Raw genomic sequence first — 24,486 nt, 5'->3', positions numbered from 1 at the left:
CGTCGGGCTGTGGCCCTGCGGAATCCGGAGTGGTCCGGTGTGGTCCGGTGTGGTCCGGTGCGGCCGGAGCGAAAATCGGTGTCCGTGGCAGCCCGCCGGCGTTAGCGTGCGCCGCATGACTGAGACCGATCTTCCGCCGCGCCTGACCCGGCTCACTTTCCATGGCCCCCTCTCCGAGGCTCGGGCGGCGCGGATCGTCGACCGGCTCGGCCGGGCCGCCCCCGCACGAGTACTCGACATCGGTTGCGGCTGGGGGGAGTTGATGCTCCGGGTCCTCGAAGCGGTGCCGGGGGCGACCGGGACCGGAATCGATCTCAACGGTGCGGACATCGCCCGGGGTCGCGCGAACGCCGAGGCCCGTTCGCTGGCCGGACGCGTGGAGTTCGTCGAGGGGTCCGCCGAGGAGGCGTCGCACGGGGCCGCCGACCTCGTCCTGTGTCTCGGGGCCGGCCATGCCCTCAGCTCCGCGGAACCGCCGGAGAGCACCGCGGGCGCGCTGAGTGCGCTGCGCCGGATCGTCGCGCCCGGCGGGCGGGTCCTGCTCGCCGAGGGCTTCTGGCAGCGCTCCCCCACTTCGGCCGAACTGGCCGCGATGTGGCCGGACGCCCGTGCCGACGAGTTCCATGATCTGGCCGGACTCGTCGACCTCGCCGTGTCCGCCGGTTTCCGGCCCGTCTGGATCGAGACGGCAGGGGACGACGAGTGGGAGGACTTCGAGTCCGGTTATCAGTCGGACGTGGAGGAGTGGCTGGCCGCTCACCCGGACCACCCGCTGGCCGAGGAGACCCGCGAGCGCGTCGACCGGCACCGGACGAGCTGGCTGAGGGGCTACCGGGGTGTGCTCGGGATGGCCTACCTCACACTGGTCCCGGTGGACTGACCGGCACCGGCACCGGCTCCGACAGTGGCGGCAGCAACACCGGGCCCGCCCCCGGTCACTCCCACCTCGCGCAGCCAGACGGTCAGGCCCGGCGCGAGCCCGTCGTAGTACTCGGCGTACCCGGGGTCGTCGACGTACATCCGCCCGATGCACACCTGCATCGCCGCCAGGTGGGCGTCGACGATCCGGAGGCCTGCCGCGAATCCGGCGAAGTCCGGCAGCCCGACGTGCTGTTGCCCCAACAGGCGCGCGGTGGCGTCGCCGTGCACGTACGCGGGCAGGTTCCCCATCCCGGCCACATCGATGCCGGTCACGACCTTCGCGTGGGCCTCGTCCAGTTCCGCGCCGGACAGCATCGTCGTCCAGGGCCCCATGGCCCCTCGCCCGCCGGTTCCCGTACGAACGCCTCGGCCACCACCTGCTCGCCGATCGTGACCGCAGTGGGCCCAGCATGTCCCGCAGGGCGTCGGGCCGCTCCTCCAACGGGCTGTGCAGGAGATCGAACATGGCGGACGCGGTGTCATGAACAACAATCTTCGTGCACGGAAACCTGGGACCTCCTGTTGCCGGAGGGGCAGGCCCTGCATGATTCCGTCCGCTCGGGAATCAGCGGGAGGCCGGGATGTCGGTTCGCTCGGCGGTGACGTCCGGCGCGGTGCCCGGCGAGGCTTCCACCAAGGCGGACGGCCCGGCGCCCCGCCGGGAGCGCAGGCCGAAGGCGCTGATGACAGCGGCGGCCACCGCCGCCGCGAACGGGACGAGCAGACCGGCCCGGTAGCCGTCCAGCAGCGCGGCAGGAGTGTCCGCGTGCGTGGCGGCCACGCTGACGGCGGTGACCGCGGAGAGCCCGAGGGCGGCACCGAACTGGAAGGCGGTGTAGAGCAGACCGCCCGCGAGCCCCTGCTCCTCCTCCGCGATCCCTTCCGTGGCCACGATGGTGAGCGGCCCGTACGCCAGGGAGAAGGCGAGGCCGAGGACGATCAGGCCGGGGAACATCGCCGCGTAGCTCCAGTCCGCTCCCAGGGGGAGGAACAGTCCGTAGGAGAGCACGGCCAGCAGGAGCCCCCCGAAGATCACCGCGGCGTTGCCGAAGCGGTTGACCAGCCGTGGGGTGAGGGTCGGCGAGAGAATCGCGTCGACTCCGACGACGAGCATCGCGAGGCTCGTCCGCAGCGTCGACCAGTCGCGCAGTTCCTGGAGATAGAGCACCACCAGGAACTGGAAGCCGAAGAACCCGGCAGCGAACAGCATCGCCGAGAGGTTCGCCCGCACCAGGGGGGCGTTGCGGAGAATGCCCAGGCGTACCAGGGGCTCGGCGGAACGCCGTTCGATGACGAGGAAGGCCACGAGGAACGCCAGCCCGGCCAGCAAGGTGCCTGCGGTGACGGTGATCCCGGCGTGGGCCGCACGTTCGACGCCCAGCACGATCAGTACAAGGGCAGTGGTGACGGTGAGCGCGCCGGCGGCGTCGATGCGCTTGGCGGTTCTGTCCGGGCGTTCCGACCTGGGGACGAAGGCAAGGGCGGCAACGAGGATGAGGAAGGAGAGGACGACCGGGGCGAAGAAGACCCACCGCCAGTCGACGGCGGTGAGCAGCCCGCCGGCCACCAGTCCGATCGTGAACCCTCCCGCGGCGGTGCCCGAGTAGAGGAGCAGGGCCTTGTTCCGCTCGGGCCCCTCGGCGAATCCCGTGGTGATGACGGACAGACCCGCCGGGGTCATGAAGGCCGCGGCGACACCCGTGATGAATCGCGCGGCGATCAGCGTCCACCCCTCGGTGGCGAATCCGCCGAGCCCGGAGAACAGCAGGAAGACGGTGAGCCAGAGGACGAACATCCGACGGCGCCCGAACAGGTCGGCCGCCCGGCCTCCGAGGAGCATGAAACCGCCGTAACCGAGTACGTAGGCGCTCATGACCCACTGCAGCTCACCGGTAGTGAGCCCGAGGTCGGCGCGGATCGAGGGCAGCGCCACATTGAGCATGGCGACATCGATGCCTTCGAGGAAGATCGCGCCGCACAGCACGAGCAGGATGCCCCACTTGCGCGCGTCCAGCCCGCTCGAAGTACTCAAGGCACTCATGACGATGAACCCCTTCCGGAGTGGTGGGTGTTGGTGATGCCTCAAGCCTTCTCCACGCCCCGGACGGGAACAACAGCGATGATCGCAACGTTCGTTCAGCCAGGCTTACCCATACATGTCCGACGTGATCCCGGAGACGTACGTGGACCAGCACGAACTCGAATGCTTTCTCGTACTCGCCGAGGAACTGCACTTCGGCCGGACCGCCACCCGCCTGCGCCTCTCCCGCGCCCGGGTGAGTCAGCTCGTCCAGAAGCTGGAGCGACGCGTGGGAGCGCCTCTGTTCACGCGCACGAGCCGCAGAGTAACGCTCACCGCTCTGGGCAGCCGCCTCCGTGACGACCTCGAACCCCACTACCGCGGCATCGAAAACGCCCTGGCGCGTGCCGTCGCGTCGGCGCGTGCCATCGAGGGGATCCTGCACATAGGCTTCTCGACGCCCCTGGCCGGGGAGGTGGTGATGAAGGCGGCCGGGAAGCTGCGCACCACTCATCCCGAGCTCGCCGTCGAGGTGTGCGAAGTGCCGCTCTCCGATCCGTACGGAATGCTGCGGAGAGGCGATTTCGACCTCCAGCTGACGGATTTCCCGGTGCACGAGGACGACTTGACCCGCGGACCGACGCTCCTCACCGAGGACAGGGTGCTGGCGGTCGCCGCCGGTCATCCCCTGGCCGGGCGGAACGCGGTGACGCTCGATGACCTGGCCGGTGTGCCGTTGCTGACGATCGCGGGAGACATTCCGGAGTACTGGCTGGAGTATCGGCTGCCGACGCGCACCCCCAGCGGCAGGCCGATCGAGCAGGGCCCGTCCGTCACCAACTTCCAGGAGGCACTGACGCTCGTCGCGGGCGGCAGCGGGGCTTTGCTGGCAGGGGCCCACGTCGCCCTGTACCACGGCCGACCAGGTATCTCCTACATCCCGGTGGAGGGGGACGAACCTCTCGGATACGGCCTGATGTGGCGGTCCGACGGCGGCAGCCGGGCGATAGAGCTCTTCGGTCGCACAGCGCGCGAGATCGCACGGGACATGGCTCCGGCCGGTCCGAGGCAAGCGGTGCCCGGCCGATCATCCCGGGGCGGCGGCCCGGGATGATGAGTCCTCGGCCGAACCGGCCTCCCTTTCCGTCGTTACGCGGCGAAGCCGATGTTGGTGACGTACTCGTACTGCCCCCACTGCGACCCCAGGTCGACGATGACGTCCTCCCAGGCATCGTCCAGGCCCTGCTGGTCACCGGATGCCCAGGCCTCGACGATGCGGTCCCAGCGGCGGACGTTCATCGTGCGGTACTCCACCATCCGCTGGAGCGGCCGCGGCACCTGCGACTGGTTCAGCGGATGGATCTCCACCCGCGTCCCGCCGCCTCTCCGGCCCGAAGCACGCCCTGTGCACGCCCCCGGCCTTCGAGAGCCTGGCCTGCTCCCGCAGCTCCCGGCGGACCTCCCGCGGCGGGAGCTCCGCCTGCGGACCGACAGCCGCGAGCAGCGCGTCGTTGGCGTCGAAGTCACTCACCGGAGCGCTCCTTTCGCGGCGACTGGAGTGTCATGGGGGCCCGTCAGATGTAGGTGACGGGGTTACGGGACAGATGCGGGCTACCGGTCGGGCGGCCGACGCGCGGGTCGTCGCGGAGGAGCTCGCCCTCGAGAGCGTAACGGTCACCGTGCTTGGAGATGCCGATGATCCTGGCGACCGCGAGAACCGTGCCCTCGGTATTGATGATCTGCGCCTCGTCCTGCGACAGGGCCCGGTCGGCGTTGAACTTCCAGATGCCCCGGCCGGCTTCCCACGCCTCGTCCTCGCTCATGCCCCGGCGCCACCCGAGGGTGGTCCGCATCAGGTGGTCGTCCGGGTCCGCCGCGCGCTCGGGGCCGATCTGGATCTGCAGCACCCGTCCACCTCCAGGATCCATACTATTCAACTTGTTACGAAGTTATCATGCACGCCGTCGGAGTGGGGAGCGGCGGGCAGCCGTGGACCCTTCGGCGCGTCACGAAGGAGCCGGACCACCAGCCGGAGAAACTCTCGCCATGACCGACGCACCGAAAGCAGTCCTCGAAGGCGGCCCCGACGATCTCCCCGACCGGATCGTCCCCCTCTCCGCACCCGGGCCCGACATCAAGATCCCGTTCCGTGGCGGGTACGAACACTTCAGGGCCACGTCACGCCACCAGGCAACAGCCGAGGGGAAGTTGCCCGTCTACGAATGGTGGGAGCGCACGGAGGTCCCCGGGTAGGCCGCTTCCCCGCAGGCGTCCTCCGGGCAGTGCGAGGCAACTGCCGCGGTCGGCATCCCGTGCTCTGCCGTGGCAGTTCGGCAGAGCACGACCACCGGACGATCAGTTCGGGACTCCGGCCCCTCCGCGGCCGTGCAGTTTCAGGCTGTGCGCCAGGCAGCCCAGGGCTGCGGTGCACAGCAGGGTGCGCATGATGTTGGTGGTTTCCCAGACCCCCTTGAACTTGCCGACGACCGAGAGGTCGCTCGCCTTCGCCGGATCGGCGATCGCGGCGAGCTCGTTGTTCAGCGGAATGTTGACGGTGAAGGTGACCAGCAGTGCCACGACGTAGAGCGCGGCGGCGACCCCCGCCCACAGGGCGACCGTACGGCTTCCCTTGCGGTACTCGATGACGGCAACGGCCACCGTCACGGCGAGTGCGCCCAGAAAGATCACCGCGAACAGGCCGCTGTTGTCTATCACCTGGTTGAAGTTCCGCATCGCCTCCGCGTACACGCGGTCGTCGGTACGGGCGAGGCCGGGCATGACGGACACGTCGAAGGCGAAGAACAGACCGGCCATCAGACCCACGGCGATGACGGACATCGTCAGCAGAATGCCTGCGGCCCTGCCCGGCCGGGGCGACGGCGCCTGCGGCGCGAGCGGCATGTGCTGGGGATCGGCGGCAATCGGATCAGTGGTCATCGGGGCGTCCTCACTGTGGAATTCGGTCGTTCGTGCAGCGCGGGAGCGCGGGAATCATGGGTGACCGCCCGCCCGACTGCCAGGTCGGGCGGGCGGGCGGGCGTGACGCGAGCGGGCTGGACCGGACCTCAGCCGCCCAGCACCACTGTCCGGGACGGCGTCGCCTGCGGCAGGACCATCGGCGCGGCGCCGCCCTTCCGGTACTCCTGCGGGCTGACCCCCCGCACCCTCTTGAAGGCCGAACTCAGCGCGAACGCGCTGCTGTAGCCGACCTGGTGCGCCACCGCGGCCACCGTGGCATCCGGTTCGCGCAGCAGGTCGGCGGCCAGGGCGAGGCGCCAGTTGGCCAGGTAGGTCATCGGCGGTTCCCCGACGACCTCGGTGAAGCGGCGGGCGAGGCCCGCCCGGGAGACACCCACCTTGCGGGCCAGCGATTCCACCGTCCACGCATGGGCCGGATCTTCGTGCAGAATCCGCAGTGCGGGTCCCACCCTGGGGTCGGACCGGGCGTGGTACCAGGCCGGCGCACCGGCGTCCGGCTCGGCGAGCCAGGCGCGCAGCACATTGACGAAGAGCAGGTCGAGGAGGCGGTCGAGGACCAGTTCCTGTCCCGGCTCGTCGCGGCCGATCTCCTCGGCCAGCAGGGGGACGAGCGGGGTGTCGTCGAAGGCGGCGGGGAGCACCAGGAGGGTGGGCAGGGCGCCCAGCAGCCGGCGGCCGATCTCGCCGGGTGCCTGGTACGTCCCGCTGAGCATGACGGACGAGCCCTGTCCGAGCGGGTCCCCCCAGGTCCGCACCCCCAGAGCCATGGTGTCGGTGACGTCCTCGCCGACGGTGGTACTGCAGCGCTGATCGGGGCCGACAGTGATCTGGACCGGGGTGTCCTGCGCGTCGGCGATCGTGTACGGGTCGGGGCCGCGCAGGACGGCGATGTCACCGGGACCGATGAGGGCCGGTACACCGCCGTCGGGCATCACCCAGGCGCTGCCCTGGACCATGGTGGCCAGGGAGATCGGAGCGCGGTCCTCGACGCGGAGCGACCAGGGCGGGTCGAAGACGGACTTGAGCAGGAAGGCGCCGCGCGCCTTCGGCCCGTCCAGGAGTCCGGTGAGCACGTCCATGTGGTGATCCCCATTCGGCTTGAGGGCGCGGCGCCGGGCCGAGTATCCGTACCGGGCACTCCGAAGATCTTGCCGGGTGATGCCGGGCGTTGTCAGACGTTCCAGACGCCGGCGGCGGCAGCATCCTTCGCGAAGACCGAGAAGTCGCGCGGCTCGCGGCCGAGGACCTCCTCCACGCCGTTGACGACGCCGGCGTTGCGCCCGTCGAGGATCAGCGCGAACAGGTCGGCGAACTCGACAGGCAGATCGTTCTCCCGCAGGGCTGCCCGGTAGTCGTCGAGGGAGACCGGGGTGTACGTGATCTCCCGGCCGGTGATCCGCGACAGTTCGGCGGCCACATCACCGAAGCTCAGCGACCGGGGCCCGGACAGCTCGTACGTCCTGCCGATGTGCTTGTCGTCGGTGAGGGCGGCGGTGACGACGTCGGCGATGTCCTCGACGTCCACGAACGGCTCCACCGCGTCGGCGGTCGGCAGCACGAGCTCCCCGGCGAGGACGGGCTCCAGGAAGAAGCTCTCGCTGAAGTTCTGGTTGAACCAGCTGGCCCGTACGACGGTCCAGTCGGCTCCGGACTCCTTGAGCTTGTTCTCGCTGTTGACCGCGCCGTCTTCACCGCGTCCGGAGAGCAGCACCAGTCGGCGCGCGCCCTTCTCGACGGCGAGTTCGGAGAAGGCGCCGACGGCCTCCGCGGCTCCGGGGAACCCGAGGTCCGGGTAGTAGGTGACGTAGACGGCTCCGACGCCCTCGAGTGCCGCCTCCCAGGTGTCGGGGTCCTCCCACACGAAGGGCGGTTCGGCGTTACGGGATCCCACGCGCACCGGCAGCCCCTGCGCGGTGAGCCGCTCCGCCACGCGGCTTCCGGTCTTCCCGGTGCCGCCGATCACCAGAATCGTCTTCGAGTCGGCCCGCTGAATGTTCTGTTCGTTCGTCATGCCCATCAGTCAACGCCGTCCCCACGAGACGAACCATAGCCACAACGCTCACTTCCATACGCGTGCGTCCAAAGCCAGGTGCCGCCGGTCAGGCGTCGTCCCTGAGCCGGTCGCGCTGGATCCGGTGCGCGAGGGTGCGGCGCACGGTGGCCGATCCGAGGGCGGTGGTCGCCTTCGGGGGGACGTCGAGGCCGCGGCTGATCCTGTCGTACGTGTCCTGGTAGCTGCCGGGCATCGTCGCCCGGTGCAGCCTCAGGTCCTCCTCGACGAGGCGTCGCAGCTCGTCGACGTTCTCGGGGGTGAAGCGCTTCTTCCCACGGGCGACGGCGTCGACGCAGCGGGCGCAGCGGGCGGCGCCGCGGAGGGTCTCCGAGATCTCCTCGGCAAGGGCCCACAGGCGCCCTTCGAGCCATGGGGTGTCGTGCTGGTCGAGGGAGAGCTCCATCGGGGGCGGCGGTCCGTCCGTCCGGTACTTCGCCATGTGTTTGGACACTGCGGGCTGGCTCATGGCCGCGAGCCGGGCGATCCTGTCCTGCGTCCAGCCGAGGCCGATGAGCAGCTCGATCATTTCGGCGCGCAGCTTCCGCATCTCCTCGCCCGCGCGGATGACTTCGTTCATGTCGGCGAGCATCCGCCCGGCCTGTTCCTCGGTCAGCTCCCCGGGGATCCGGTGCGCACTCTCTCCGCCTGTCATGACTCGGTTATATACCCCCGGGCCGCACTTCACCATAACCAGGTTGTATAACCGGGCTATGGCTGGCAGGGTCGATGCCCATGCCCACCTTCTTCGCACCTGACGGAACCCGGCTCGCCTATCGTGTGCACGGCGACGGCAATGGCGACCCGGTCGTCTGCATCCCCGGCGGACCTGCGGACTCCCGCTACCTCGGCGACCTCGGCGGTCTGTCGGCGCACCGCCGGCTGGTCGTCCTGGACCTTCGCGGCACCGGGCGGTCCGCGATCCCCGAGGACACCTCCTCCTACCGCTGCGACCGTCTCGTCGCGGACGTCGAGGCCCTGCGCGCACACCTCGGACTCGCCCGGATCGATCTGCTCGGCCACTCCGCCGGAGCGAACCTCGCGACGCAGTACGCGGCGCGTCATCCCAAGAGCGTCGGCAGGCTCGCCCTGATCGCCCCCGGCACCCGGGCCCTCGGAGTCACCGTCACCGGGGAGATGCGACGTGAGGTCGCGCTGCTCCGCAGGAACGAGCCGTGGTTCCCGGGGGCGTTCGCCGCTCTGGAGGCGATCACCGAGGGAACCGGCAGCGACTGGGAGGCCATCGGCCCCTTCTTCTGCGGCCGTTGGGACGCCGCGGCGCAGCAGCACCGGGTGGCGAGCAGACCGGACAACGAGGTGGCCGTCGCCCTCTTCGCGGCCGAGGGCGCCTTCACTACGGATGCCACCCGTGCGGCACTCGCCGGCTTCGGCGCCCCCGTCCTGCTGCTCGCCGGAGAGTTCGATGTGAACAGCCCTCCCCGGTCGGTGGCCGAGGCGGCCGGGCTGTTCCCCGAAGCCTCACTCGTCGTCCAGCCGGGGGCAGGCCACTGCCCCTGGCTGGACGACGCGGACCCGTTCGTGGCAACCGTTGCGGCGTTCCTGGGGTGAAACCCGTGCGGCTACTGCCGACTACTGCTGCGCGAAGCGCTCGAACGCCGCGTACAGGGCCTCGCTCATGGCGGCGCTGCCCTTGTGTCCCGAGTCCTCGATGACCACGAGTTCCGCGCCGGGCCAGGCATGGGCGAGTTCCCAGGCCGTGTCGAGCGGTCCGCTGATGTCGAGGCGGCCGTGGATCAGGACGCCGGGGATGCCCGCCAGGCGTCCCGCGTCGCGGATCAGCTGCCCCTCCTCCAGCCAGGCGCCGTGGGAGAAGTAGTGCGAGCAGATCCGTACCAGCCCCAGCATGGCCCGGGGCGGCCTGCTGCCGTACGGGTTCGGTGAGCCGTTCGGCTCCGCGGAGAGGACCGCGTCCTCCCAGGCACACCAGTCGGCCGCGGCCTTGGCCCGTACGTCCGGGTCGGGGTGCGCCATGCGGCGCGCATACGCTCCTACGAGGTCGCCGTCCCGGTCGACCTCGGGGACGCCTTCCCGGAACCGCTGCCAGGCCTCCGGGAAGAAGCGGCCCGCGCCCCGGTAGAGCCAGTCGATCTCGGAGCGGCGGGTGCTGGTGACCGCGGCGAGCACGATCTCGGACACCCGCTCCGGGTACCGCTCGGCGTACGCAAGGCTGAGCGTGGAGCCCCAGGAGCCGCCGAAGAGCAACCACCGGTCGACGCCGAGGTGTTCGCGCAGCCGCTCCATGTCGGCGATCAGATGCTCGGTGGTGTTGAGCTCCATGTCGGTTCCGGGGTCGGCGGCATGGGGCGTGCTCCGGCCGCATCCGCGCTGGTCGAAGAGGATGATCCGATAGCGCTCCGGGTCGAAGGACTTGCGCGGACCTGTCGAGCAGCCCGAACCGGGGCCGCCGTGGACCACGAGGGCGGGCTTCCCTTCGGGGTTTCCGCAGGTCTCCCAGTAGATGAGGTTTCCGTCGCCGGTGTCGAGCATGCCGTGGTCGTAGGGATCGATCGGCGGGTACGGGGGCGTCATGTCCGGTTCTCCTCCATCGGGTTCGTCGCAGGCACAAGCCGAACACGATACGCGTGAATCACCGGCGTCACCTGTTTGACCGGTGATGTATCGCATGGAACAGTCGTGCGTGTTCAGGTCCGCACCTCGACACGCACGGAGGGCTCCGCATGATCGACAGGCGCACGTTCGGCAAGGCCCTGGGACTGGGCACCGGCACGGCCGCCGCCTTTCTGGCGAATCCGGCAGCCCCCTCGACCGCGTCCGCCGCCGCGCGGAGCAGGGCCGGAGCACCGGCCGGGCACACGTCCTTCGAGTCCCTGAAGCAGGTCAAGGCCGGCCTGCTGAACGTCGGTTACGCCGAGACGGGCCCCGCTCACGGCCCCGTGGTCATCTGCCTGCACGGCTGGCCCTACGACATCCACAGCTTCGTCGACGTCGCACCCCTGCTGGCGGCGGAGGGCTACCGCGTGATCGTCCCCCACCTCCGGGGCCACGGCACGACGCGCTTCCTCTCCGGCCGCACCTTCCGCAACGCCCAGCAGTCGGCGGTCGCCCTCGACATCATCGCCCTGATGGACGTGCTCGAGATCGAGCGGGCGGTACTCGCGGGCTTCGACTGGGGCGCACGGACCGCCGACATCATCGCGGCGCTCCGGCCGGAGCGCTGCAAGGCCCTGGTGTCGGTGGGCGGTTACCTCATCACGAACCTCGCGGGCAACCTCCAGCCGCTGCCACCCGCGGCCGAACACGCCTGGTGGTACCAGTACTACTTCGCCACGGAGCGGGGCCGGCTGGCCATGGCGGACCCGGCCAGGCGGCACGAGCTGAACAGGCTGGTCTGGGACACGGTCTCCCCGACCTGGGACTTCGACGACGCCACCTTCGAGCGTACGGCCGCGTCCTTCGAGAACCCCGACTACGCCGACATCGTGATCCACAACTACCGCTGGCGGCTGAGCCTCGCCGACGGCGAGCGCCGTTACGACCGCTTCGAGGAGCGTCTCGCCGCACGGCCGGTCATCGAGGTGCCCACCCTCACCCTCGACGCCGAGCTCGACCCCTTCACCGCACCGGGCGGCGGATCGTCGTACCGGGACAGGTTCACGGGCGCCTACGAGCACCGCACGCTGAAGGGCATCGGCCACAACCTGCCGCAGGAGGCACCCGCCGCCTTCGCCCGGGCCGTCGCCGACGTGGACCGCTTCTGAGCCACCAGGCGCGTCACCGGCTTGACAGGTGACGCAGGCGATGCGACGCTCATATCAGCCGAGCGCCATGACCTGATCCGCGAGCGACAACCGATCGAGCGGAGGTTGACCGTGAACACCGGAACCGCTGTGAACACCAAGGCCACTGTGGACAGCAAGAACGCCGTCATCACCGAGAACGCCGTGAACACCGGGAGCGCCCTTCGCGCCGAGGACACGGAGGACAGCGCCGCCGCTGCCAGGCACGAGCGGTTCGGGAAGCTGCCCGAGCGTATCCCCTACCAGGACATGGTCGAGGTGAAGCCCGCTTCCCCGGGGGAGCCCGCGAAGGACGCGTACGACCCGGAAGGCTCGTGGATGTCCTTCTCCTGCCTGGCCGCCGATCTCGGCCTGTAGGACCCGGGAGCCTGCTAGGCTGACGAGAGCTTTGATCATGTAGTGAGGAGACCAGACATGGTGGGTGACGACGACATCTCGGGGTGATACCCCGACCTGTCAGGCCACCGGCCGATGCCCAGAAGCATCGCCGTCGTGGCCGTTCAGTCGTCCCCTTCTTCCATGTCCCGGGCACCAGTCTCTGTCTGCCCGTATCTCTTTCGAGGTCTCTTCATGTCCGACGCCTCCGTCGTCTGCTCCAACCTGTCCTTCGCCTGGCCCGACGACACCCCGGTCTTCGAGGACCTGTCCTTCACCCTGAGCAGTGGTCGTACGGGCCTGGTCGCGCCCAACGGCTCCGGCAAGAGCACCCTGCTCAAGCTCATCGCCGGTGAGCTGCGGCCCGGCACCGGGTCCGTCTCCGTGGGCGGCACCCTCGGCCACCTCCCGCAGACCCTTCCCCTGAGCGGTGATCTCACGGTCGCCGAGGTGCTGGGTGTCGCCGCGGTCATCCGGGCCCTGGACGCCGTGGAGTCCGGGGACGTGAGCGAGGAGCACTTCACGGCCATCGGCGACGACTGGGACATCGAGGAACGCACCCGCGCCCAGCTGGACCGGCTCGGTCTCGCCGATCTCACCCTCGACCGGAGCCTGAGCACACTCAGCGGTGGCCAGGCCGTCTCGCTCGGCCTGGCGGCCCAGTTGCTGAAGCGGCCCGACGTACTGCTGCTCGACGAACCGACGAACAACCTCGACCTCGACGCCCGTCACAAGCTCTACGACGTGCTGGAGGACTTCGGCGGCTGCCTCCTGCTGGTCAGCCACGACCGGGCACTGCTCGACCGCATGGAGCGCATCGCCGAACTCGAACGCGGTGAACTGCGTTTCCACGGAGGCAACTTCACCGAGTACGAGGAGGCCGTGCGGGCCGAGCAGGAGGTCGCCGAGAAGAACATCCGCAACCCCGAGCAGGAGCTGAAGCGGGAGAAGCGGGAGATGCAGCAGGCCCGCGAACGCGCCGATCGCCGAGCGAGCAATGCCGCCCGCAACCTGAAGAGCGCGGGCCTGCCCCGTATCTTCGCCGGGAACATGAAGCGGGGCGCCCAGGAATCCGCGGGCCGGTCGGGGCAGCTGCACGCTTCCCGGGTCACCGAGGCCAGGGCCCGGCTGGACGAGGCTGGGCGCGCCCTGCGCGACGAGCAGCGCATCACACTGGATCTGCCGGACACCGACGTGCCCGCCGGGCGCACCCTCGTCCTCGGCGAACACATGCAGGTCCACCACGCCGGACGGGCCGTGTTCGCCGAACCGGGCGTCGACCTGACCGTGCGGGGCCCCGAACGCATCGCGCTGACCGGTCCCAACGGCTCCGGCAAGACCACGTTGCTGCGGCTGCTCGACGGCGAACTCGGCCTGGACGGCGGGCAGATCAAGCGGGCCGACGGCCGGATCGCGTATCTCTCGCAGCGACTGGACCTGCTGGACCCGGACCGTACCGTCGCCGAGAACTTCACCGCTTTCGCGCCGCACCGGCCGGAGGCGGAGCGGATGAACCTGCTCGCCCGCTTCCTGTTCCGGGGCCCCCGGGCCCATCTGCCCGTCGGGGTGCTGTCCGGCGGCGAGCGGCTGCGCGCCACTCTGGCCTGTGTCCTGTGCGCCGAACCGGCTCCGCAACTGCTGCTCCTGGACGAGCCGACGAACAACCTCGACCTGGTGAGCGCGGGCCAGTTGGAGAGCGCACTGGGCTCGTACCGGGGAGCGTTCGTGGTGGTCAGCCACGACGAGCCCTTTCTGGCCCGGATCGGCGTGACCCGGTGGCTGCGGCTGGCCGGCGGTGGACTGACGGAGACGGGCGCGCCCGAGGTGTGAACCGCCGACGTGCCGACCGGGCCCGCGCCCGAGGTGGGTCACCACCCGGCGGGCCGAACACCGAACACATCAGGTGGACCACCATGTCTCGACCGGCCCTGCTCGCACACGACGTCGTCCGCACCCTGGGGACCAAACGGGTCCTCGACGGCGTCTCCCTCACCGCCTCCCCCGGCCACCGCATCGGGCTGATCGGGGAGAACGGCGTCGGCAAGTCGACGCTGCTGCGTCTGCTCGCCGGAGCGGACGAACCCGATACCGGGACCGTCACGCGCCCGGCCGACCTGGGCTTCCTGCACCAGGAGATGCCGTTCGACGACGCCTCGACGATCGCCGACGTGCTGGACGAAGCCCTGCGCGAGGCCCGGGACGACCTGGCCGAGCTCGAACGTCTCACCGAGCGGCTCGCCCGCGTCCCGCAGGACTCCCCCGGGTACGCCGAGCTGCTCGACACGTACGGCCGGCGGCTCGAACAGGCCCAGGAGCGGGAGGTCTGGGACGCGGACCGGCGCGCCGCCATCGTGCTCGACGGGCTCGGCCTCGGCGCGTTCCGGCACGACCGGACGCTCGGCTCCCTCTCCGGCGGGCAGCGCGGCCGTCTGGCGCTGGCCGCTCTGCTGGTCCGGCGCCCTTCGGCACTGCTGCTGGACGAGCCGACCAACCATCTCGACGACGGCGCCGCCGCCTTCCTGGAGGAGCAGGTACGCGGACTGCCCGGGGTCGTCGTGGTGGCCAGCCACGACCGGGCGTTCCTCGACGCCGTCTGCACGGATCTGATCGACCTCGATCCGGCCGTGGACGGCCCGGTCCGTTACGGCGGCAACTACAGCGCCTACCTGGCCGAGAAGCGTGCCGAGCGGGAACGCTGGGAGCGGCGGTACGCCGAGGAGCAGGAGGAGCTGACGGCCCTGCGCCACTCGGCCGGTGTGACCGCGCACCGGGTGGCGCCCGACCGGGAGCGACGCGACAACGAGAAGATGGGATACGGCCACCGGGGCGGCCGGGTGCAGAGCCAGATCTCCCGGCGGGTGCGCAACGCCACCCGCAGGCTGGACGGGCTGGAGCGCAGGCAGGTCGGTGAGCCGCCGCAGCCTTTGCGTTTCCACGGGACCGCGCTCGCCGTCACCGTTCCGCCCGCCGAGGGGGCGGTGGACGATGCCCTGGTCTCCCTCCGCGATGTGCGGGTGCCGGGCCGGCTGGCCGTCGGCCGCCTGGACGTACCGGCGGCCGAGCGTCTCCTCGTCACGGGAGACAACGGCGCGGGCAAGTCGACGCTGCTGTCCGTGCTCGCCGGGCGGCTCGCGGCCGAGGGCGAGGTGAGGCGGCGGCAGGGGCTGACGGTGGGTCTGCTGGCCCAGGACACCGTGTTCGGCCGGCCCGGCCTGACCGGGCGTGAGACCTACGAGCGCTCGCTCGGCGCCGAGCGGGCGGAGGCGGTCCCGTTGGGCTCGCTGGGCCTGCTGCACGAGGCGGATCTGGACAAGCCGGTCGGCCGGCTGTCGGTCGGTCAGCGCCGCCGGCTCGCACTGGCGCTCCTGGTGGCGCGTCCGCCGGAACTGCTGCTGCTCGACGAGCCCACGAACCACTTGTCCCCGCGGCTGTGCGACGAGCTGGAGGCCGCCCTGGGCACCGGGCCCGGCGCGATCGTCCTGGCCAGTCACGACCGCTGGCTGCGCGGACGCTGGCAGGGCCGCGAGATCCGGCTGCGCTCCGGCCGGGAACACGGGGACGGCAGCACGGGGACGACCACCGGAGCGGCAGGTGACCTGCCTTGCTGACGCAATAGTCACCTGCCAGAATGGTGATGTGAATCTGGACCACGTCTTCGTATGCGGAAACCCGGCGCTCGACTTCGCCGCGACACTCCGGGCCCGGCGTTCGGTGCGGTTCGAGATGTTCGTGACGCCGGAGCGGCTGCGGGCGTGGTACCTGGAATCCGGCATCGTCGACGCGGTCTCCCCCGGCGACCAGACGGACGTCGACCGCGCGAAGGCCGTACGGGAGGCCGTCTACCGACTGGTCACGGCCCGTCGGATCGGTGAGGGGTACGCCGACGAGGCGCTGGACGTGCTGAACGGTGCGGCGCGCAAGCCGCCTGCCGCACCGCAGCTCACCCCCTCGGGGCGGTGGACGGAAGCGACGCCGGACGAAGCCCTGTCCACCGTGGCGCGCCTCGCGGTGGAGCTCCTGAGCGGGCCTGACGTACCCCTGCTCAAGGAATGCGGCAACCCCGAGTGCACCCGTGTCTACATCGACCGCTCCCGGGGCACGCGGCGGCAGTGGTGCGGCATGGAGTCCTGCGGCAACAAGATCAAGGCGGCCGCCTACCGCGCGCGCAAGAAGAGCGCACACGCCGCCGCGGCCGCGCAGTAGCGGCCGCGGCGAGCGTGACGGGGCGGGCCGTCACGCTCAGGGGCTACGGCCTCACAGCGGCGGGTTGCCATGTTTGCGGGGTGCCGACTCCGCCTGCTTCGTGCGGAGCATGGCGAGCGCGGACACGAGCGTCTGGCGGGTGTCGGCGGGGTCGATGACGTCGTCCACCAGCCCGCGCTCCGCCGCGTAGTAGGGGTGCATGAGTTCCGTCCGGTACTCCTTGACCAGCCGGGCGCGTGTCGCCTCGGGGTCGGCGGCCTCGGCGATCCGACGCCGGAAGATGACGTTGGCGGCACCCTCGGCGCCCATCACAGCGATCTCGTTGGTGGGCCAGGCGAAGGTCAGGTCCGCGCCGATGGACTGGGAGTTCATGACGATGTAGGCGCCGCCGTACGCCTTGCGCAGGATCACCGAGATCCTGGGCACGGTGGCGTCGCAGTAGGCGTACAGCAGTTTGGCCCCGTGCCGGATGATCCCGCCGTGCTCCTGACCCACTCCGGGCAGAAAGCCGGGTACGTCCAGCAGGGTGACCAGCGGAATGCTGAACGCGTCGCACATCTGGACGAAGCGGGCCGCCTTCTCGGACGCCGTGATGTCCAGGACGCCCGCCAGCGCCATGGGCTGGTTCGCCACGATGCCGACGACCTCGCCGGCCAGCCGGGCCAGGACGCAGAGCACGTTGGGGGCCCATCGCTCATGGACCTCCAGCAGCTCGCCGTCGTCGACCAGTTCGGAGATCACCTCATGCATGTCGTACGGCCGGTTCCCCTCCGCCGGCACCAGGTCCAGCAGCGCCGGCGACCGCCGGCCGACCGGGTCGTCGGTGACGGCCCGGGGCGGGCGCTCGCAGTTGTTCAGGGGCAGCAGGCTGAGCAGGTAGCGGACCTCGGTGAAGCAGGACTCCTCATCGTCGTAGGCGAAGTGACAGACTCCGGAGGTCTCCGCGTGCACGTCGGCGCCGCCCAGGCCGTTCTGGGTGATCCGCTCGCCGGTGACCGCCTGCACGACGTCCGGGCCGGTGATGAACATCTGCGAGGTTCCGCGCACCATGAACACGAAGTCGGTCAGCGCCGGACTGTAGGCCGCGCCGCCGGCACACGGACCCAATATCACGCTGATCTGCGGAATCACTCCCGAGGCCCGGGTATTGCGACGGAAGATACCGCCGTACCCGGCGAGCGCCGGGACACCTTCCTGGATGCGGGCGCCGGCCCCGTCGTTCAGCGACACCAGGGGCGCGCCGGCCGCGAGTGCCATGTCCATGATCTTGTGGATCTTCGCCGCGTGCGCCTCACCGAGTGAGCCGCCGAAGATCCGGAAGTCGTGGGCGTAGACGAAGACGGTCCGGCCCTCCACCTCACCCCAGCCGGTGATGACCCCGTCCGTGCAGGGCCGCTTCAGCTCCAGGCCGAAACCCGTGGCCCGGTGCCGGCGGAACGGCTCCACCTCGTGGAAGGTCCCCGGATCCAGCAGCAGGTCGATCCGCTCACGGGCGGTCAGCTTCCCGCGCGCGTGCTGGGCCGCGGTGGCCTTCTCGCCCGGACCCGCATGCACCTGGGCGCGCAGCGCACCGAGTTCGTCGACCCGCTGCCGCACTCCGGACACGGGCGGCCTCGCGGGCGCCGGTGTGGCGGCGGCCGGGGCCGGTGTATCCATGGTCGTCATCGCAGCCTCTCGGTAGGGGGCACCGGACGGGACCGGACCCGGTCGGACTGACACGCGGGCCGGTCAGGCGCCGGCCGGGGCGAGGACGGACCGCGCGGCGGCCAGACAGTCGCGGGCCTCCGCCTGATCGGCCGGACCGGCCGGCAGCAGCGGGAGCACCCGGCTGCGCCCGGCCAGTACCGCCGGATGCCGCCTGGCGATGGCGGTCAGTGCCCGGCCGGGACCGCACTCCACGAGTTGCCGGCCCGGACCGCGCAGCAGATGATCCAGAGCGGGCCAGAACCGGACGGGCGCGGTCGGATGGGAGGACCACCAGGCGGGGTCGGCTGCCTGGTCGGCGGTGAGCGGGGCGGCGGTGTAGCCGGAGATCAGCGGGAAGGCGGGCGGCTGCGCCCGCACCGTGGCGAAGGCCGGCTCCGCGCGGGCGGCGAGCGGCGCGAGCACCGGGCTGTGGAACGGTGTGGAGCCCGGCACGGCCCGGCACACCATGCCCTGCTCCCGCAACAGGCCGGTGACCTCGCCCAGTTGTGGTTCCGGGCCGGCCAGCACGGTCTGGCGGGGCGCATTGTGCGCGCCCACCACCACATCGCCGCGCAGGTAGGGCGTCAGCGCGCCGGGGGCCGCGGCCACCGCGACCATCCCTCCGGCCGGCCCCTCGGCGAGCCGGGTCACGCGGTCCCACATCAGTCGGGCGGCATCGGCCACGGCGAACACCCCGGCCAGGGCCGCCCCGGCCATCTCGCCGACGCTGTGGCCGAGCAGCGCTGCCGGGCGCACCCCCCACGACTCGACGGTCCGTCCGAGGGCGTAGTTGATCGTGAACAGCAGGATCTGGGACCGGGTGACGTGGTCCACCGGTACCCGGGGGCGGTCCCCGAGCCAGTCGTCGCGCACCCGGCCGCCGTCCGCGCCGAGTGCGGCGAACACCTCGTCCGCCGCGCCGGTGAAGGTCTCGTCGTAGCCGTACAGACCGGTGGCCATGCCCGGGTGCTGGGCCCCCTGGCCCGGCAGCAGGAGCGCCACGGGAAGCGGCTCCGGTCCGGCGGCCGGCACTGAGCGCGACATGGTTCCTCCTCTCGGCACACCGCCCCGAGCGGTCCGCCGCGGCCGATCCTCGCAGGGTCCGCTACAGATTCACTCGACCGTGGATCCAGGGCGAGCGAGCGTGCCGGACCGCGCGGGCCCGGCACGATCCCGACGACAGGCCCCGGGTCCTCCAGCGGTCCTCGATCCACGGTCGAGAAGCGGGCTGGACGATCGGAGCGGTGCCCGTGGATCCGGGCCCGGAGAGGAAGCGTCCATGAGGTGCGATCAGCTGTACATCGCCGGTCTCGGCAGCTGGCTGCCACCCGCGCTGCCGGTGGCCGAGGCGGTGGCTCGGGGAGAGTGGGCGGCGGCCGCGGCCGCGAAGAGCGGCATGCGGTCGGTGACGGTCTGCGCGGACGGCACCGAGGCACCCGCCGAGATGGCCGTGCGGGCCGCCGGCCGCGCGCTGGAGCGGGCCGGAACGGATGGCTCGGAGGTGGACCTGTTGCTGCACGCGAGCCTGTACGACCAGGGCAACGCCCTGTGGGGCACCGCCTCCTACGTGCAGCGGCGGGCACTGCCCGGCGGCTGTCCGGCGCTGGAGGTGCGCCAGGTGTCGAACGGGGGCATGGCGGCGCTCTTCCTGGCGTCCGCCATGCTGTCGCCCGGGACAGGGCCCGGGCCGGGGTGCCGGCAGGTACTGGTCACCACGGCCGACCGGTTCTGCCCGCCGGGCTTCGACCGCTGGCACAGCGACCCGGGCACCGTCTACGCCGACGGCGGCACATCGATGCTGCTGTCGGCGCGGGAGGGATTCGCCCGGGTGCGTTCGATGGTGCTGGTCTCGGACCCGGAGCTGGAGGGGATGCACCGCGCCGGCGATCCCTTCGGGGTGGCACGGACCGCGCCGCCGGGCGTGCTCGATCTGGAGGGGCACAAGAAGAGGTACGTCGACCGGGCCGGGGTGTCGTTCAGCCTGGCCCGGGTGGCGGCCGGGCAGCGCGACGCCGTGAAGGAGGCGCTGGCCGACGCCGGGGTGAGCGCCGCCGAGATCTCCCGGTGGGTGCTGCCGCACTTCGGGCGCCGTCGCCTGGAGACCAACTGCCTGCGCCCGCTGGGCATCGACGCAGAGCGCACCGCCTGGGAGTTCAGCAGCCGGGTGGGGCATCTGGGCGCCGGGGACCAGATCGCCGCTCTGGAGCACCTGGTGCTCTCCGGCGCCCTCCGGGCCGGGGAGCGGTGCGTGCTGATGGGTGTGGGAGCCGGCTTCACCTGGTCGTGCGCGGTGGTCGAGGTGACGCGGACGCCGGGCTGGACGGCATGACGCCGCTCTGAGGCGGGCCGCCTGTGCCGTGGACGCGGGTGGCGGGGCACACACCGGGTGTGTGCCCCGCCACCCGCGGTTCGAGCGGGCGCCGGTTCACGGACGTCGGTTGGGCGGACGCCGGTCGAGCGGACGTCAGCTCTGGTCGATGGTCCGCATGAAGTGCGCGGGGTAGCGCAGCCCGGCGGTGGCGCCGACCGGGAAGGTGTCGGAGAGCCGGCCGACCTCCTCGTCCGTCAGCCGGACCTCGGCGGCCGCGGCGTTCTGCTCCAGGTGTGTGATGCGCCGGGTACCGGGAATCGGCACCACGTCACCGCCCTGTGCCAGCACCCAGGCCAACGCGAGCTGGGTGAGGCTGATCCCCTTGCTCTCGGCCAGTTCCTCGACCATGTGCACCAGGTTGCGGTTGTGGTCGAAGTTCTCGCCCTGGAACCGCGGGTGGTTGCGGCGCTGGTCGTCCTCGGCCAGGTCGTCGGCGCTGTCGAGGGCTCCGGTGAGGAAGCCGCGGCCGAGCGGGCTGTAGGCCACGAAGCCGGTGCCCAGCTCACGGCAGGCAGGCAGGATCTCCTCCTCCACGTGCCGTTCCCACAGCGAGTACTCGGTCTGGAGGGCAGCGATCGGGTGCACCGCGTGCGCCCGTCGCAGGGTGCGTGCGGAGACCTCGCAGAGTCCGATGTGCCGCACCTTGCCTTCGGCGACGAGTTCGCCGAGGGCGCCGACGGTCTCCTCGATGTCGACCTTCGGATCCAGCCGGGACAGGTAGTAGAGGTCGATGTGGTCCAGGCCCATGCGCTGCAGGGAGGCCTCGCAGGCCTCGCGGACGTACGCGGGGCTGCCGTCGATGTAGGGCGGGCCGCCGGCCGGGCGCCGCATCCCGAACTTGGTGGCGACCACGGCCTCGTCCCGGCGGCCGGAAAGGGCCTGGGCGACGATCTTCTCGGCGGTGCCCGGCCCGTAGAAGTCGGCCGTGTCGATCAAGGTGACTCCGAGGTCCAGCGCTCGGCGGACGGTGGCGACGGCCTCGTCGGTGTCCGCCACCCCGTATGCGCCTGCCATGCCCATGCAGCCGAGGCCGAGGGCCGAGGTCGCGAGGCCGGCCGAACCGAGTTTCCTGTTCTCCATGAATGCCTTTCCATAGCCCGCCCGTTGGGCGGTGCGAGGGGGAACCGACGCCGGATGCGCGTCGCGAGAACCACGGGGCCGAGCCCGCGCTGTTCGAAATGTAGCCGACTAAGTAATGGCCTGTCAGGAGATCCCGGAGTCGGCCGGGACGTTCCTTTCCACGTCGGCCGCCGTTCACTTCTCGATCAGCGCCACCACCCGTGACCAGCCCGCACCGGCACCGGCGATCTTCACCGGCAGGCAGCTGACGGTGAACCCGGTCGAGGCCGGCAGGTCTTGCAGGTTGGCCAGCCGTTCGAGCTGGCAGTACTCCTCCTGGCGTCCGGCGAAGTGGGCCGGCCACAGAACGTCCCGATCCCCGGTGCGTTGGTGTTCGCGGATGATGTGGGTAAAGGGCGCGTCGAGGCTGAAGGCGTCGGTGCCGATCACCCGTACCCCCAGGCCGAGCAGCAGCCTTGTGGCCGGCCCGTCCAGTCCGGTGAACTCGGTGAAGTACTCCGGCTTGCCGAGGTGCCGGTCGGCGCCGGTGTGCAGCAGTACGACGTCCAAGGGCCGGGGCCGGCGCCCCACGCGCGCGAACTCACGCTCCAGGTAGTCGACCCCGACCGTGCCCGTCCCGGCCTCCCGCAGGTCCAGCACCATGCCGGGCCGCACGAACCAGTCCAACGGCATCTGGTCGATGGTCCGGGGGATGCGTCCGTGCGCCGCGGGGCCGTAGTGCGCGGGCGCGTCGACGTGGGTGCCGGTGTGTGTGGTGAGTGTCAGGTAGTCATTGGTGAGGAAGGCGCCGTCCGGGAAGACGTCCGGGTCGAGCTCCAGACCGAAGTGCGCCTTCATCTCGTCGCGGACGTGCAGGGCCGCCTGATGCGCGTCGAGCACCCGGTGCACCACCTCGTCCGGTTCCCAGAACGATGCGTCGATGGGTGAGGAAAGATCGATGATTCTCATGTTCCGGCAGCCTCCCGGCGTGTCGGTTCCGCCTCGCCGAACAGGTCCGAGCGCACGGTGACCGGCCGGGCCCCGAACGCGATGGCGCGCAGGATCCTGCCGTAGAGCGGGGTGTGCGCCAGGGAACGCGCGGCCAGCGGCCGGACCGCCCCGGCGATCCGGCCTCCACCGCCGAGCATCGCCTTGCTCTGCCGGGCCTGCAGGGTGAAGACCTTCTCGATGTCCTTGCGGCGGTCCGGCACCCAGGCCGACAGCGCCGCCTTGCCGAAGTCGCCGGTCCGCAGGGCCGACAGCAGCACCGGGTGCAGCAGAACGGCGTCCTGCACGGCCAGGTTGATGCCCTGGGCGCCGATCGGGCTGTGCGTGTGCGCGCTGTCGCCGAGCAGGACCAGTCCGTCGGCCGCCCACTCCTCGGCGTACCCGGAGAAGACATCGAGCAGGGTCAGGTCGCCGAGCTCCTTGACCTGTTCGAGCACCTGGTCCGCGTACGCCGGAACCGCCCGCGCGATCCGGGTCCGCAGCCGTTCCGCTCCTTCCTCGGCGATCTTCCGGTAGCCGTTGTGCGGCAGGGTCCAGCCGATCTGCACGCAGTCCGGGTACGAGTCGTAGATGAGCACCGGTGCGCCGTCGGTGCGGTGCACCCGCACCGTGCGGTCCCGCCGGTCCCCGGCCGGCACCCGGAACCACAGGATGTCGTGCGCGAAGGCATCCAGACGGTGCTGTTCGATCCCGGCCAGCCGCCGGGTCTTCGAGTACCGGCCGTCGGCGGCGACCGTGATCGGCGCGGTGATCCGGCGGCGCCGCTCACCCTGTCCGCACACGATGCCGGTGACGGCGTTCCCGTCGCCGGAAAGCTCCCGGAGACCGCAGCCGTCCAGGTAGGTGAAGTCCGGATATCTGGAGCAGGCGTCGAACAGCTCCGTCAGCAGATGCTGTTGGGGCAGGCTCAGCAGGAAGCCGTAGGGCGGCGGGAGGGTCCCGTAGTCGATGTCCATCAGCAGGCGCTCGTTCTCCACGAGCTGGAACCGGCCGAGTTCGTAACCACCGCGGGCGCGTGCTCCGGCGAGCAGGCCCAGATCGTCCAGGAGTGTCATCGCGCCGGGCTGGAGGATCTCGCCCCGGTACTCGCGGTCGAAGGACCGGGAGCGTTCCACCACGGTGACCCGGGCGCCGGACCTCAGCATCAGCAGGGCCAGCGTCAGGCCGGCCGGGCCCGCGCCGACCACACAGACATCGGTCGTGATGTCCACGTCCGCCCCCTCAGGCCCGCAGGCCGAGGCCGCCGTCCGCCACCACGACCTGCCCCTGTATCCAGGCGGCCTCCGGCGCGCACAGCAGGGCGATCACGTCGGCGACGTCCTCGGGGCGGGTGAGACGGCCGTTGGGGGTGCGGGACGCCAGCAGCCCGGCGATGGCCTTGTTGGAGGTGTGCTCTCCCTTGTCGAGCAGATGGGTGGAGACAGCGTTGACGGTGATGCCGAACGGCGCCAGGTCGACGGCGAGATAGCGCACCAGGTTCTCCAGCGCCGCCTTGGCCACTCCGGTGGCGAGGTAGTGCGGGATCACCTCGAACGCCCCGTTGCCGGAGACGGCGATGACCCGGCCGCCCTCCGGCATGAGCTTGGCGATCGTCCCCGAGCCGTGCAGCAGCGGGTTGAGGGCGAGGGCGATCTCGTCGAAGAGCGGGCCGATCTCCGGTGCCACCGGGAGCATCGGGTGCATGGTGGCGGCGTTGTGCACGAAGATGTCCAACTGCCCGTGCTCGTCCCGGATCCGGTCGAGCAGGCCGGCCAGGAACTCGGCCGAGCGGATGTCCCCCTTGACCGGTGTGGTGCTGCCCGGGAGATCCGCGGACGCCTCGACGGCCTCGGCGGCGGCCGCGTCGTCGCCGGCGTAGTTCAGGTAGACGTGGCAGCCGGCCTTCCGCAGCCGGTGGGCGACGGCCCGGCCGAGCCCGCGGGAGGCTCCGGTGACCAGGGCGATCCGGCCGGCCCGGAAGAGCCGTGGGGGTTCGGTACCGGGGCCGGGCCGGTGGTGCGCGATGCGCTGCTCGTTCATGTGTCAAACCGCCTTC

General features: G+C 71.1%; 23 protein-coding genes and 2 pseudogenes. 10 read left to right on the top strand and 15 right to left on the bottom strand.

The window, feature by feature from the left end:
* The first annotated feature begins 115 nt into the window (after positions 1 to 115).
* Positions 116 to 880: an SAM-dependent methyltransferase gene (locus ACWCPY_RS19400; RefSeq protein ID WP_451266471.1), complete on the top strand. Its 765-nt coding sequence runs from the start codon at positions 116 to 118 to the stop codon at positions 878 to 880.
* Here the strand turns inward: ACWCPY_RS19400 and ACWCPY_RS19395 are convergent.
* Together ACWCPY_RS19395 and ACWCPY_RS19390 are read right to left on the bottom strand one after the other, a co-directional pair.
* Positions 853 to 1,325: pseudogene (locus ACWCPY_RS19395) on the bottom strand (DUF2268 domain-containing putative Zn-dependent protease); the annotation flags it as partial. The gene ACWCPY_RS19400 and the pseudogene ACWCPY_RS19395 overlap by 28 nt on opposite strands.
* A 161-nt stretch (positions 1,326 to 1,486) precedes the next feature.
* A complete protein-coding gene (locus ACWCPY_RS19390) occupies positions 1,487 to 2,962 on the bottom strand; it encodes an MFS transporter (protein ID WP_451266469.1) in 1,476 nt (491 codons plus the stop codon).
* Positions 2,963 to 3,077: 115 nt separating this feature from the next.
* Between ACWCPY_RS19390 and ACWCPY_RS19385 the strand changes: the two genes are divergently transcribed.
* Positions 3,078 to 4,055, top strand: coding sequence for a LysR family transcriptional regulator (locus tag ACWCPY_RS19385; RefSeq protein ID WP_451266467.1), 978 nt, complete (start codon positions 3,078 to 3,080; stop codon positions 4,053 to 4,055).
* Between the two features lie 35 nt (positions 4,056 to 4,090).
* Here ACWCPY_RS19385 and ACWCPY_RS19380 read toward each other — a convergent pair.
* Positions 4,091 to 4,330, bottom strand: a pseudogene (locus tag ACWCPY_RS19380) (transcriptional regulator); the annotation flags it as partial.
* A 185-nt stretch (positions 4,331 to 4,515) separates the two neighbouring features.
* Entirely contained in the window at positions 4,516 to 4,848 is a 333-nt protein-coding gene (locus tag ACWCPY_RS19375; protein WP_451266465.1) for a hypothetical protein, read from the bottom strand.
* Positions 4,849 to 4,987: 139 nt separating this feature from the next.
* On the opposite strand from ACWCPY_RS19375, the gene ACWCPY_RS19370 reads away from it, so the two are divergent.
* A complete protein-coding gene (locus ACWCPY_RS19370; RefSeq protein ID WP_451266463.1) occupies positions 4,988 to 5,194 on the top strand; it encodes a DUF5988 family protein in 207 nt (68 codons plus the stop codon).
* A 102-nt stretch (positions 5,195 to 5,296) separates the two neighbouring features.
* Here ACWCPY_RS19370 and ACWCPY_RS19365 read toward each other — a convergent pair whose 3' ends face one another.
* The 4 genes from ACWCPY_RS19365 to ACWCPY_RS19350 form a co-directional block, all read right to left on the bottom strand.
* Positions 5,297 to 5,878 carry an anthrone oxygenase family protein gene (locus tag ACWCPY_RS19365; protein ID WP_451266461.1) on the bottom strand — a complete coding sequence of 194 codons (582 nt, stop codon included), beginning with the start codon at positions 5,876 to 5,878 and terminating at the stop codon, positions 5,297 to 5,299.
* A gap of 128 nt (positions 5,879 to 6,006) precedes the next feature.
* Complete coding sequence (locus tag ACWCPY_RS19360) at positions 6,007 to 6,999, bottom strand: AraC family transcriptional regulator (protein WP_451266459.1); 993 nt, start codon at positions 6,997 to 6,999, stop codon at positions 6,007 to 6,009.
* A gap of 92 nt (positions 7,000 to 7,091) precedes the next feature.
* Positions 7,092 to 7,931: an NmrA family NAD(P)-binding protein gene (locus ACWCPY_RS19355; protein WP_451266457.1), complete on the bottom strand. Its 840-nt coding sequence runs from the start codon at positions 7,929 to 7,931 to the stop codon at positions 7,092 to 7,094.
* 88 nt (positions 7,932 to 8,019) lie between these two features.
* Complete coding sequence (locus ACWCPY_RS19350; protein WP_451266455.1) at positions 8,020 to 8,625, bottom strand: sigma-70 family RNA polymerase sigma factor; 606 nt, start codon at positions 8,623 to 8,625, stop codon at positions 8,020 to 8,022.
* An 80-nt stretch (positions 8,626 to 8,705) separates the two neighbouring features.
* On the opposite strand from ACWCPY_RS19350, the gene ACWCPY_RS19345 reads away from it, so the two are divergent.
* Positions 8,706 to 9,539, top strand: coding sequence for an alpha/beta fold hydrolase (locus ACWCPY_RS19345; RefSeq protein WP_451266453.1), 834 nt, complete (start codon positions 8,706 to 8,708; stop codon positions 9,537 to 9,539).
* Between the two features lie 21 nt (positions 9,540 to 9,560).
* On the opposite strand, the gene pip is transcribed toward ACWCPY_RS19345, so the two are convergent.
* Positions 9,561 to 10,520 (bottom strand): prolyl aminopeptidase, encoded by a 960-nt coding sequence (gene pip, locus ACWCPY_RS19340; protein ID WP_451266451.1) that lies wholly within the window; start codon positions 10,518 to 10,520, stop codon positions 9,561 to 9,563.
* Between the two features lie 149 nt (positions 10,521 to 10,669).
* Here pip and ACWCPY_RS19335 point away from each other — a divergent pair, with 149 nt between their 5' ends.
* From ACWCPY_RS19335 to ACWCPY_RS19315, 5 genes are all read left to right on the top strand, one after another.
* Positions 10,670 to 11,710: an alpha/beta fold hydrolase gene (locus ACWCPY_RS19335; protein WP_451266449.1), complete on the top strand. Its 1,041-nt coding sequence runs from the start codon at positions 10,670 to 10,672 to the stop codon at positions 11,708 to 11,710.
* A 111-nt stretch (positions 11,711 to 11,821) separates the two neighbouring features.
* Complete coding sequence (locus ACWCPY_RS19330) at positions 11,822 to 12,106, top strand: hypothetical protein (RefSeq protein ID WP_451266447.1); 285 nt, start codon at positions 11,822 to 11,824, stop codon at positions 12,104 to 12,106.
* 213 nt (positions 12,107 to 12,319) lie between these two features.
* Complete coding sequence (locus ACWCPY_RS19325) at positions 12,320 to 13,954, top strand: ABC-F family ATP-binding cassette domain-containing protein (RefSeq protein WP_451266445.1); 1,635 nt, start codon at positions 12,320 to 12,322, stop codon at positions 13,952 to 13,954.
* Between the two features lie 83 nt (positions 13,955 to 14,037).
* On the top strand, positions 14,038 to 15,732 hold the full coding sequence (locus ACWCPY_RS19320; protein WP_451266443.1) for an ABC-F family ATP-binding cassette domain-containing protein: 1,695 nt from the start codon (positions 14,038 to 14,040) through the stop codon (positions 15,730 to 15,732).
* A gap of 28 nt (positions 15,733 to 15,760) precedes the next feature.
* On the top strand, positions 15,761 to 16,327 hold the full coding sequence (locus ACWCPY_RS19315; protein ID WP_451266441.1) for a CGNR zinc finger domain-containing protein: 567 nt from the start codon (positions 15,761 to 15,763) through the stop codon (positions 16,325 to 16,327).
* Positions 16,328 to 16,378: 51 nt separating this feature from the next.
* Here the strand turns inward: ACWCPY_RS19315 and ACWCPY_RS19310 are convergent, their stop codons facing one another.
* Positions 16,379 to 17,992, bottom strand: coding sequence for an acyl-CoA carboxylase subunit beta (locus tag ACWCPY_RS19310; protein WP_451266439.1), 1,614 nt, complete (start codon positions 17,990 to 17,992; stop codon positions 16,379 to 16,381).
* Between the two features lie 63 nt (positions 17,993 to 18,055).
* Entirely contained in the window at positions 18,056 to 19,057 is a 1,002-nt protein-coding gene (locus tag ACWCPY_RS19305) for an acyltransferase domain-containing protein (RefSeq protein WP_451266437.1), read from the bottom strand.
* A 235-nt stretch (positions 19,058 to 19,292) separates the two neighbouring features.
* Between ACWCPY_RS19305 and ACWCPY_RS19300 the strand changes: the two genes are divergently transcribed.
* Entirely contained in the window at positions 19,293 to 20,342 is a 1,050-nt protein-coding gene (locus ACWCPY_RS19300; protein WP_451266435.1) for a ketoacyl-ACP synthase III family protein, read from the top strand.
* A gap of 135 nt (positions 20,343 to 20,477) precedes the next feature.
* Here ACWCPY_RS19300 and ACWCPY_RS19295 read toward each other — a convergent pair whose 3' ends face one another.
* The 4 genes from ACWCPY_RS19295 to ACWCPY_RS19280 form a co-directional block, all read right to left on the bottom strand.
* On the bottom strand, positions 20,478 to 21,464 hold the full coding sequence (locus ACWCPY_RS19295; RefSeq protein WP_451266433.1) for an aldo/keto reductase: 987 nt from the start codon (positions 21,462 to 21,464) through the stop codon (positions 20,478 to 20,480).
* Between the two features lie 174 nt (positions 21,465 to 21,638).
* Entirely contained in the window at positions 21,639 to 22,412 is a 774-nt protein-coding gene (locus ACWCPY_RS19290; RefSeq protein WP_451266431.1) for a cyclase family protein, read from the bottom strand.
* On the bottom strand, positions 22,409 to 23,662 hold the full coding sequence (locus ACWCPY_RS19285) for an FAD-dependent monooxygenase (protein WP_451266429.1): 1,254 nt from the start codon (positions 23,660 to 23,662) through the stop codon (positions 22,409 to 22,411). Before ACWCPY_RS19285 ends, ACWCPY_RS19290 begins: the two co-directional genes overlap by 4 nt.
* A 10-nt stretch (positions 23,663 to 23,672) precedes the next feature.
* Positions 23,673 to 24,470, bottom strand: coding sequence for an SDR family oxidoreductase (locus ACWCPY_RS19280; protein ID WP_451266427.1), 798 nt, complete (start codon positions 24,468 to 24,470; stop codon positions 23,673 to 23,675).
* Between the last annotated feature and the right edge of the window lie 16 nt (positions 24,471 to 24,486).

It is taken from the genome of Streptomyces sp. NPDC002403, assembly GCF_053593015.1.
The sequence above is the reverse complement of the archived record's forward strand: the minus strand, read 5'-3'. Positions and strand labels throughout refer to the sequence as shown.

What these genes read in the sequence shown, in the direction of transcription:
- ACWCPY_RS19400 (WP_451266471.1), top strand. Translation starts at nt 116, where the DNA reads ATGACTGAGACCGATCTTCCGCCGCGCCTGACCCGGCTCACTTTCCAT.
- ACWCPY_RS19390 (WP_451266469.1), bottom strand. Translation starts at nt 2,962, where the DNA reads ATGAGTGCCTTGAGTACTTCGAGCGGGCTGGACGCGCGCAAGTGGGGC.
- ACWCPY_RS19385 (WP_451266467.1), top strand. Translation starts at nt 3,078, where the DNA reads ATGTCCGACGTGATCCCGGAGACGTACGTGGACCAGCACGAACTCGAA.
- ACWCPY_RS19370 (WP_451266463.1), top strand. Translation starts at nt 4,988, where the DNA reads ATGACCGACGCACCGAAAGCAGTCCTCGAAGGCGGCCCCGACGATCTC.
- ACWCPY_RS19365 (WP_451266461.1), bottom strand. Translation starts at nt 5,878, where the DNA reads ATGACCACTGATCCGATTGCCGCCGATCCCCAGCACATGCCGCTCGCG.
- ACWCPY_RS19360 (WP_451266459.1), bottom strand. Translation starts at nt 6,999, where the DNA reads ATGGACGTGCTCACCGGACTCCTGGACGGGCCGAAGGCGCGCGGCGCC.
- ACWCPY_RS19355 (WP_451266457.1), bottom strand. Translation starts at nt 7,931, where the DNA reads ATGACGAACGAACAGAACATTCAGCGGGCCGACTCGAAGACGATTCTG.
- ACWCPY_RS19350 (WP_451266455.1), bottom strand. Translation starts at nt 8,625, where the DNA reads ATGACAGGCGGAGAGAGTGCGCACCGGATCCCCGGGGAGCTGACCGAG.
- ACWCPY_RS19345 (WP_451266453.1), top strand. Translation starts at nt 8,706, where the DNA reads ATGCCCACCTTCTTCGCACCTGACGGAACCCGGCTCGCCTATCGTGTG.
- pip (WP_451266451.1), bottom strand. Translation starts at nt 10,520, where the DNA reads ATGACGCCCCCGTACCCGCCGATCGATCCCTACGACCACGGCATGCTC.
- ACWCPY_RS19335 (WP_451266449.1), top strand. Translation starts at nt 10,670, where the DNA reads ATGATCGACAGGCGCACGTTCGGCAAGGCCCTGGGACTGGGCACCGGC.
- ACWCPY_RS19325 (WP_451266445.1), top strand. Translation starts at nt 12,320, where the DNA reads ATGTCCGACGCCTCCGTCGTCTGCTCCAACCTGTCCTTCGCCTGGCCC.
- ACWCPY_RS19320 (WP_451266443.1), top strand. Translation starts at nt 14,038, where the DNA reads ATGTCTCGACCGGCCCTGCTCGCACACGACGTCGTCCGCACCCTGGGG.
- ACWCPY_RS19310 (WP_451266439.1), bottom strand. Translation starts at nt 17,992, where the DNA reads ATGACGACCATGGATACACCGGCCCCGGCCGCCGCCACACCGGCGCCC.
- ACWCPY_RS19305 (WP_451266437.1), bottom strand. Translation starts at nt 19,057, where the DNA reads ATGTCGCGCTCAGTGCCGGCCGCCGGACCGGAGCCGCTTCCCGTGGCG.
- ACWCPY_RS19300 (WP_451266435.1), top strand. Translation starts at nt 19,293, where the DNA reads ATGAGGTGCGATCAGCTGTACATCGCCGGTCTCGGCAGCTGGCTGCCA.
- ACWCPY_RS19295 (WP_451266433.1), bottom strand. Translation starts at nt 21,464, where the DNA reads ATGGAGAACAGGAAACTCGGTTCGGCCGGCCTCGCGACCTCGGCCCTC.
- ACWCPY_RS19290 (WP_451266431.1), bottom strand. Translation starts at nt 22,412, where the DNA reads ATGAGAATCATCGATCTTTCCTCACCCATCGACGCATCGTTCTGGGAA.
- ACWCPY_RS19280 (WP_451266427.1), bottom strand. Translation starts at nt 24,470, where the DNA reads ATGAACGAGCAGCGCATCGCGCACCACCGGCCCGGCCCCGGTACCGAA.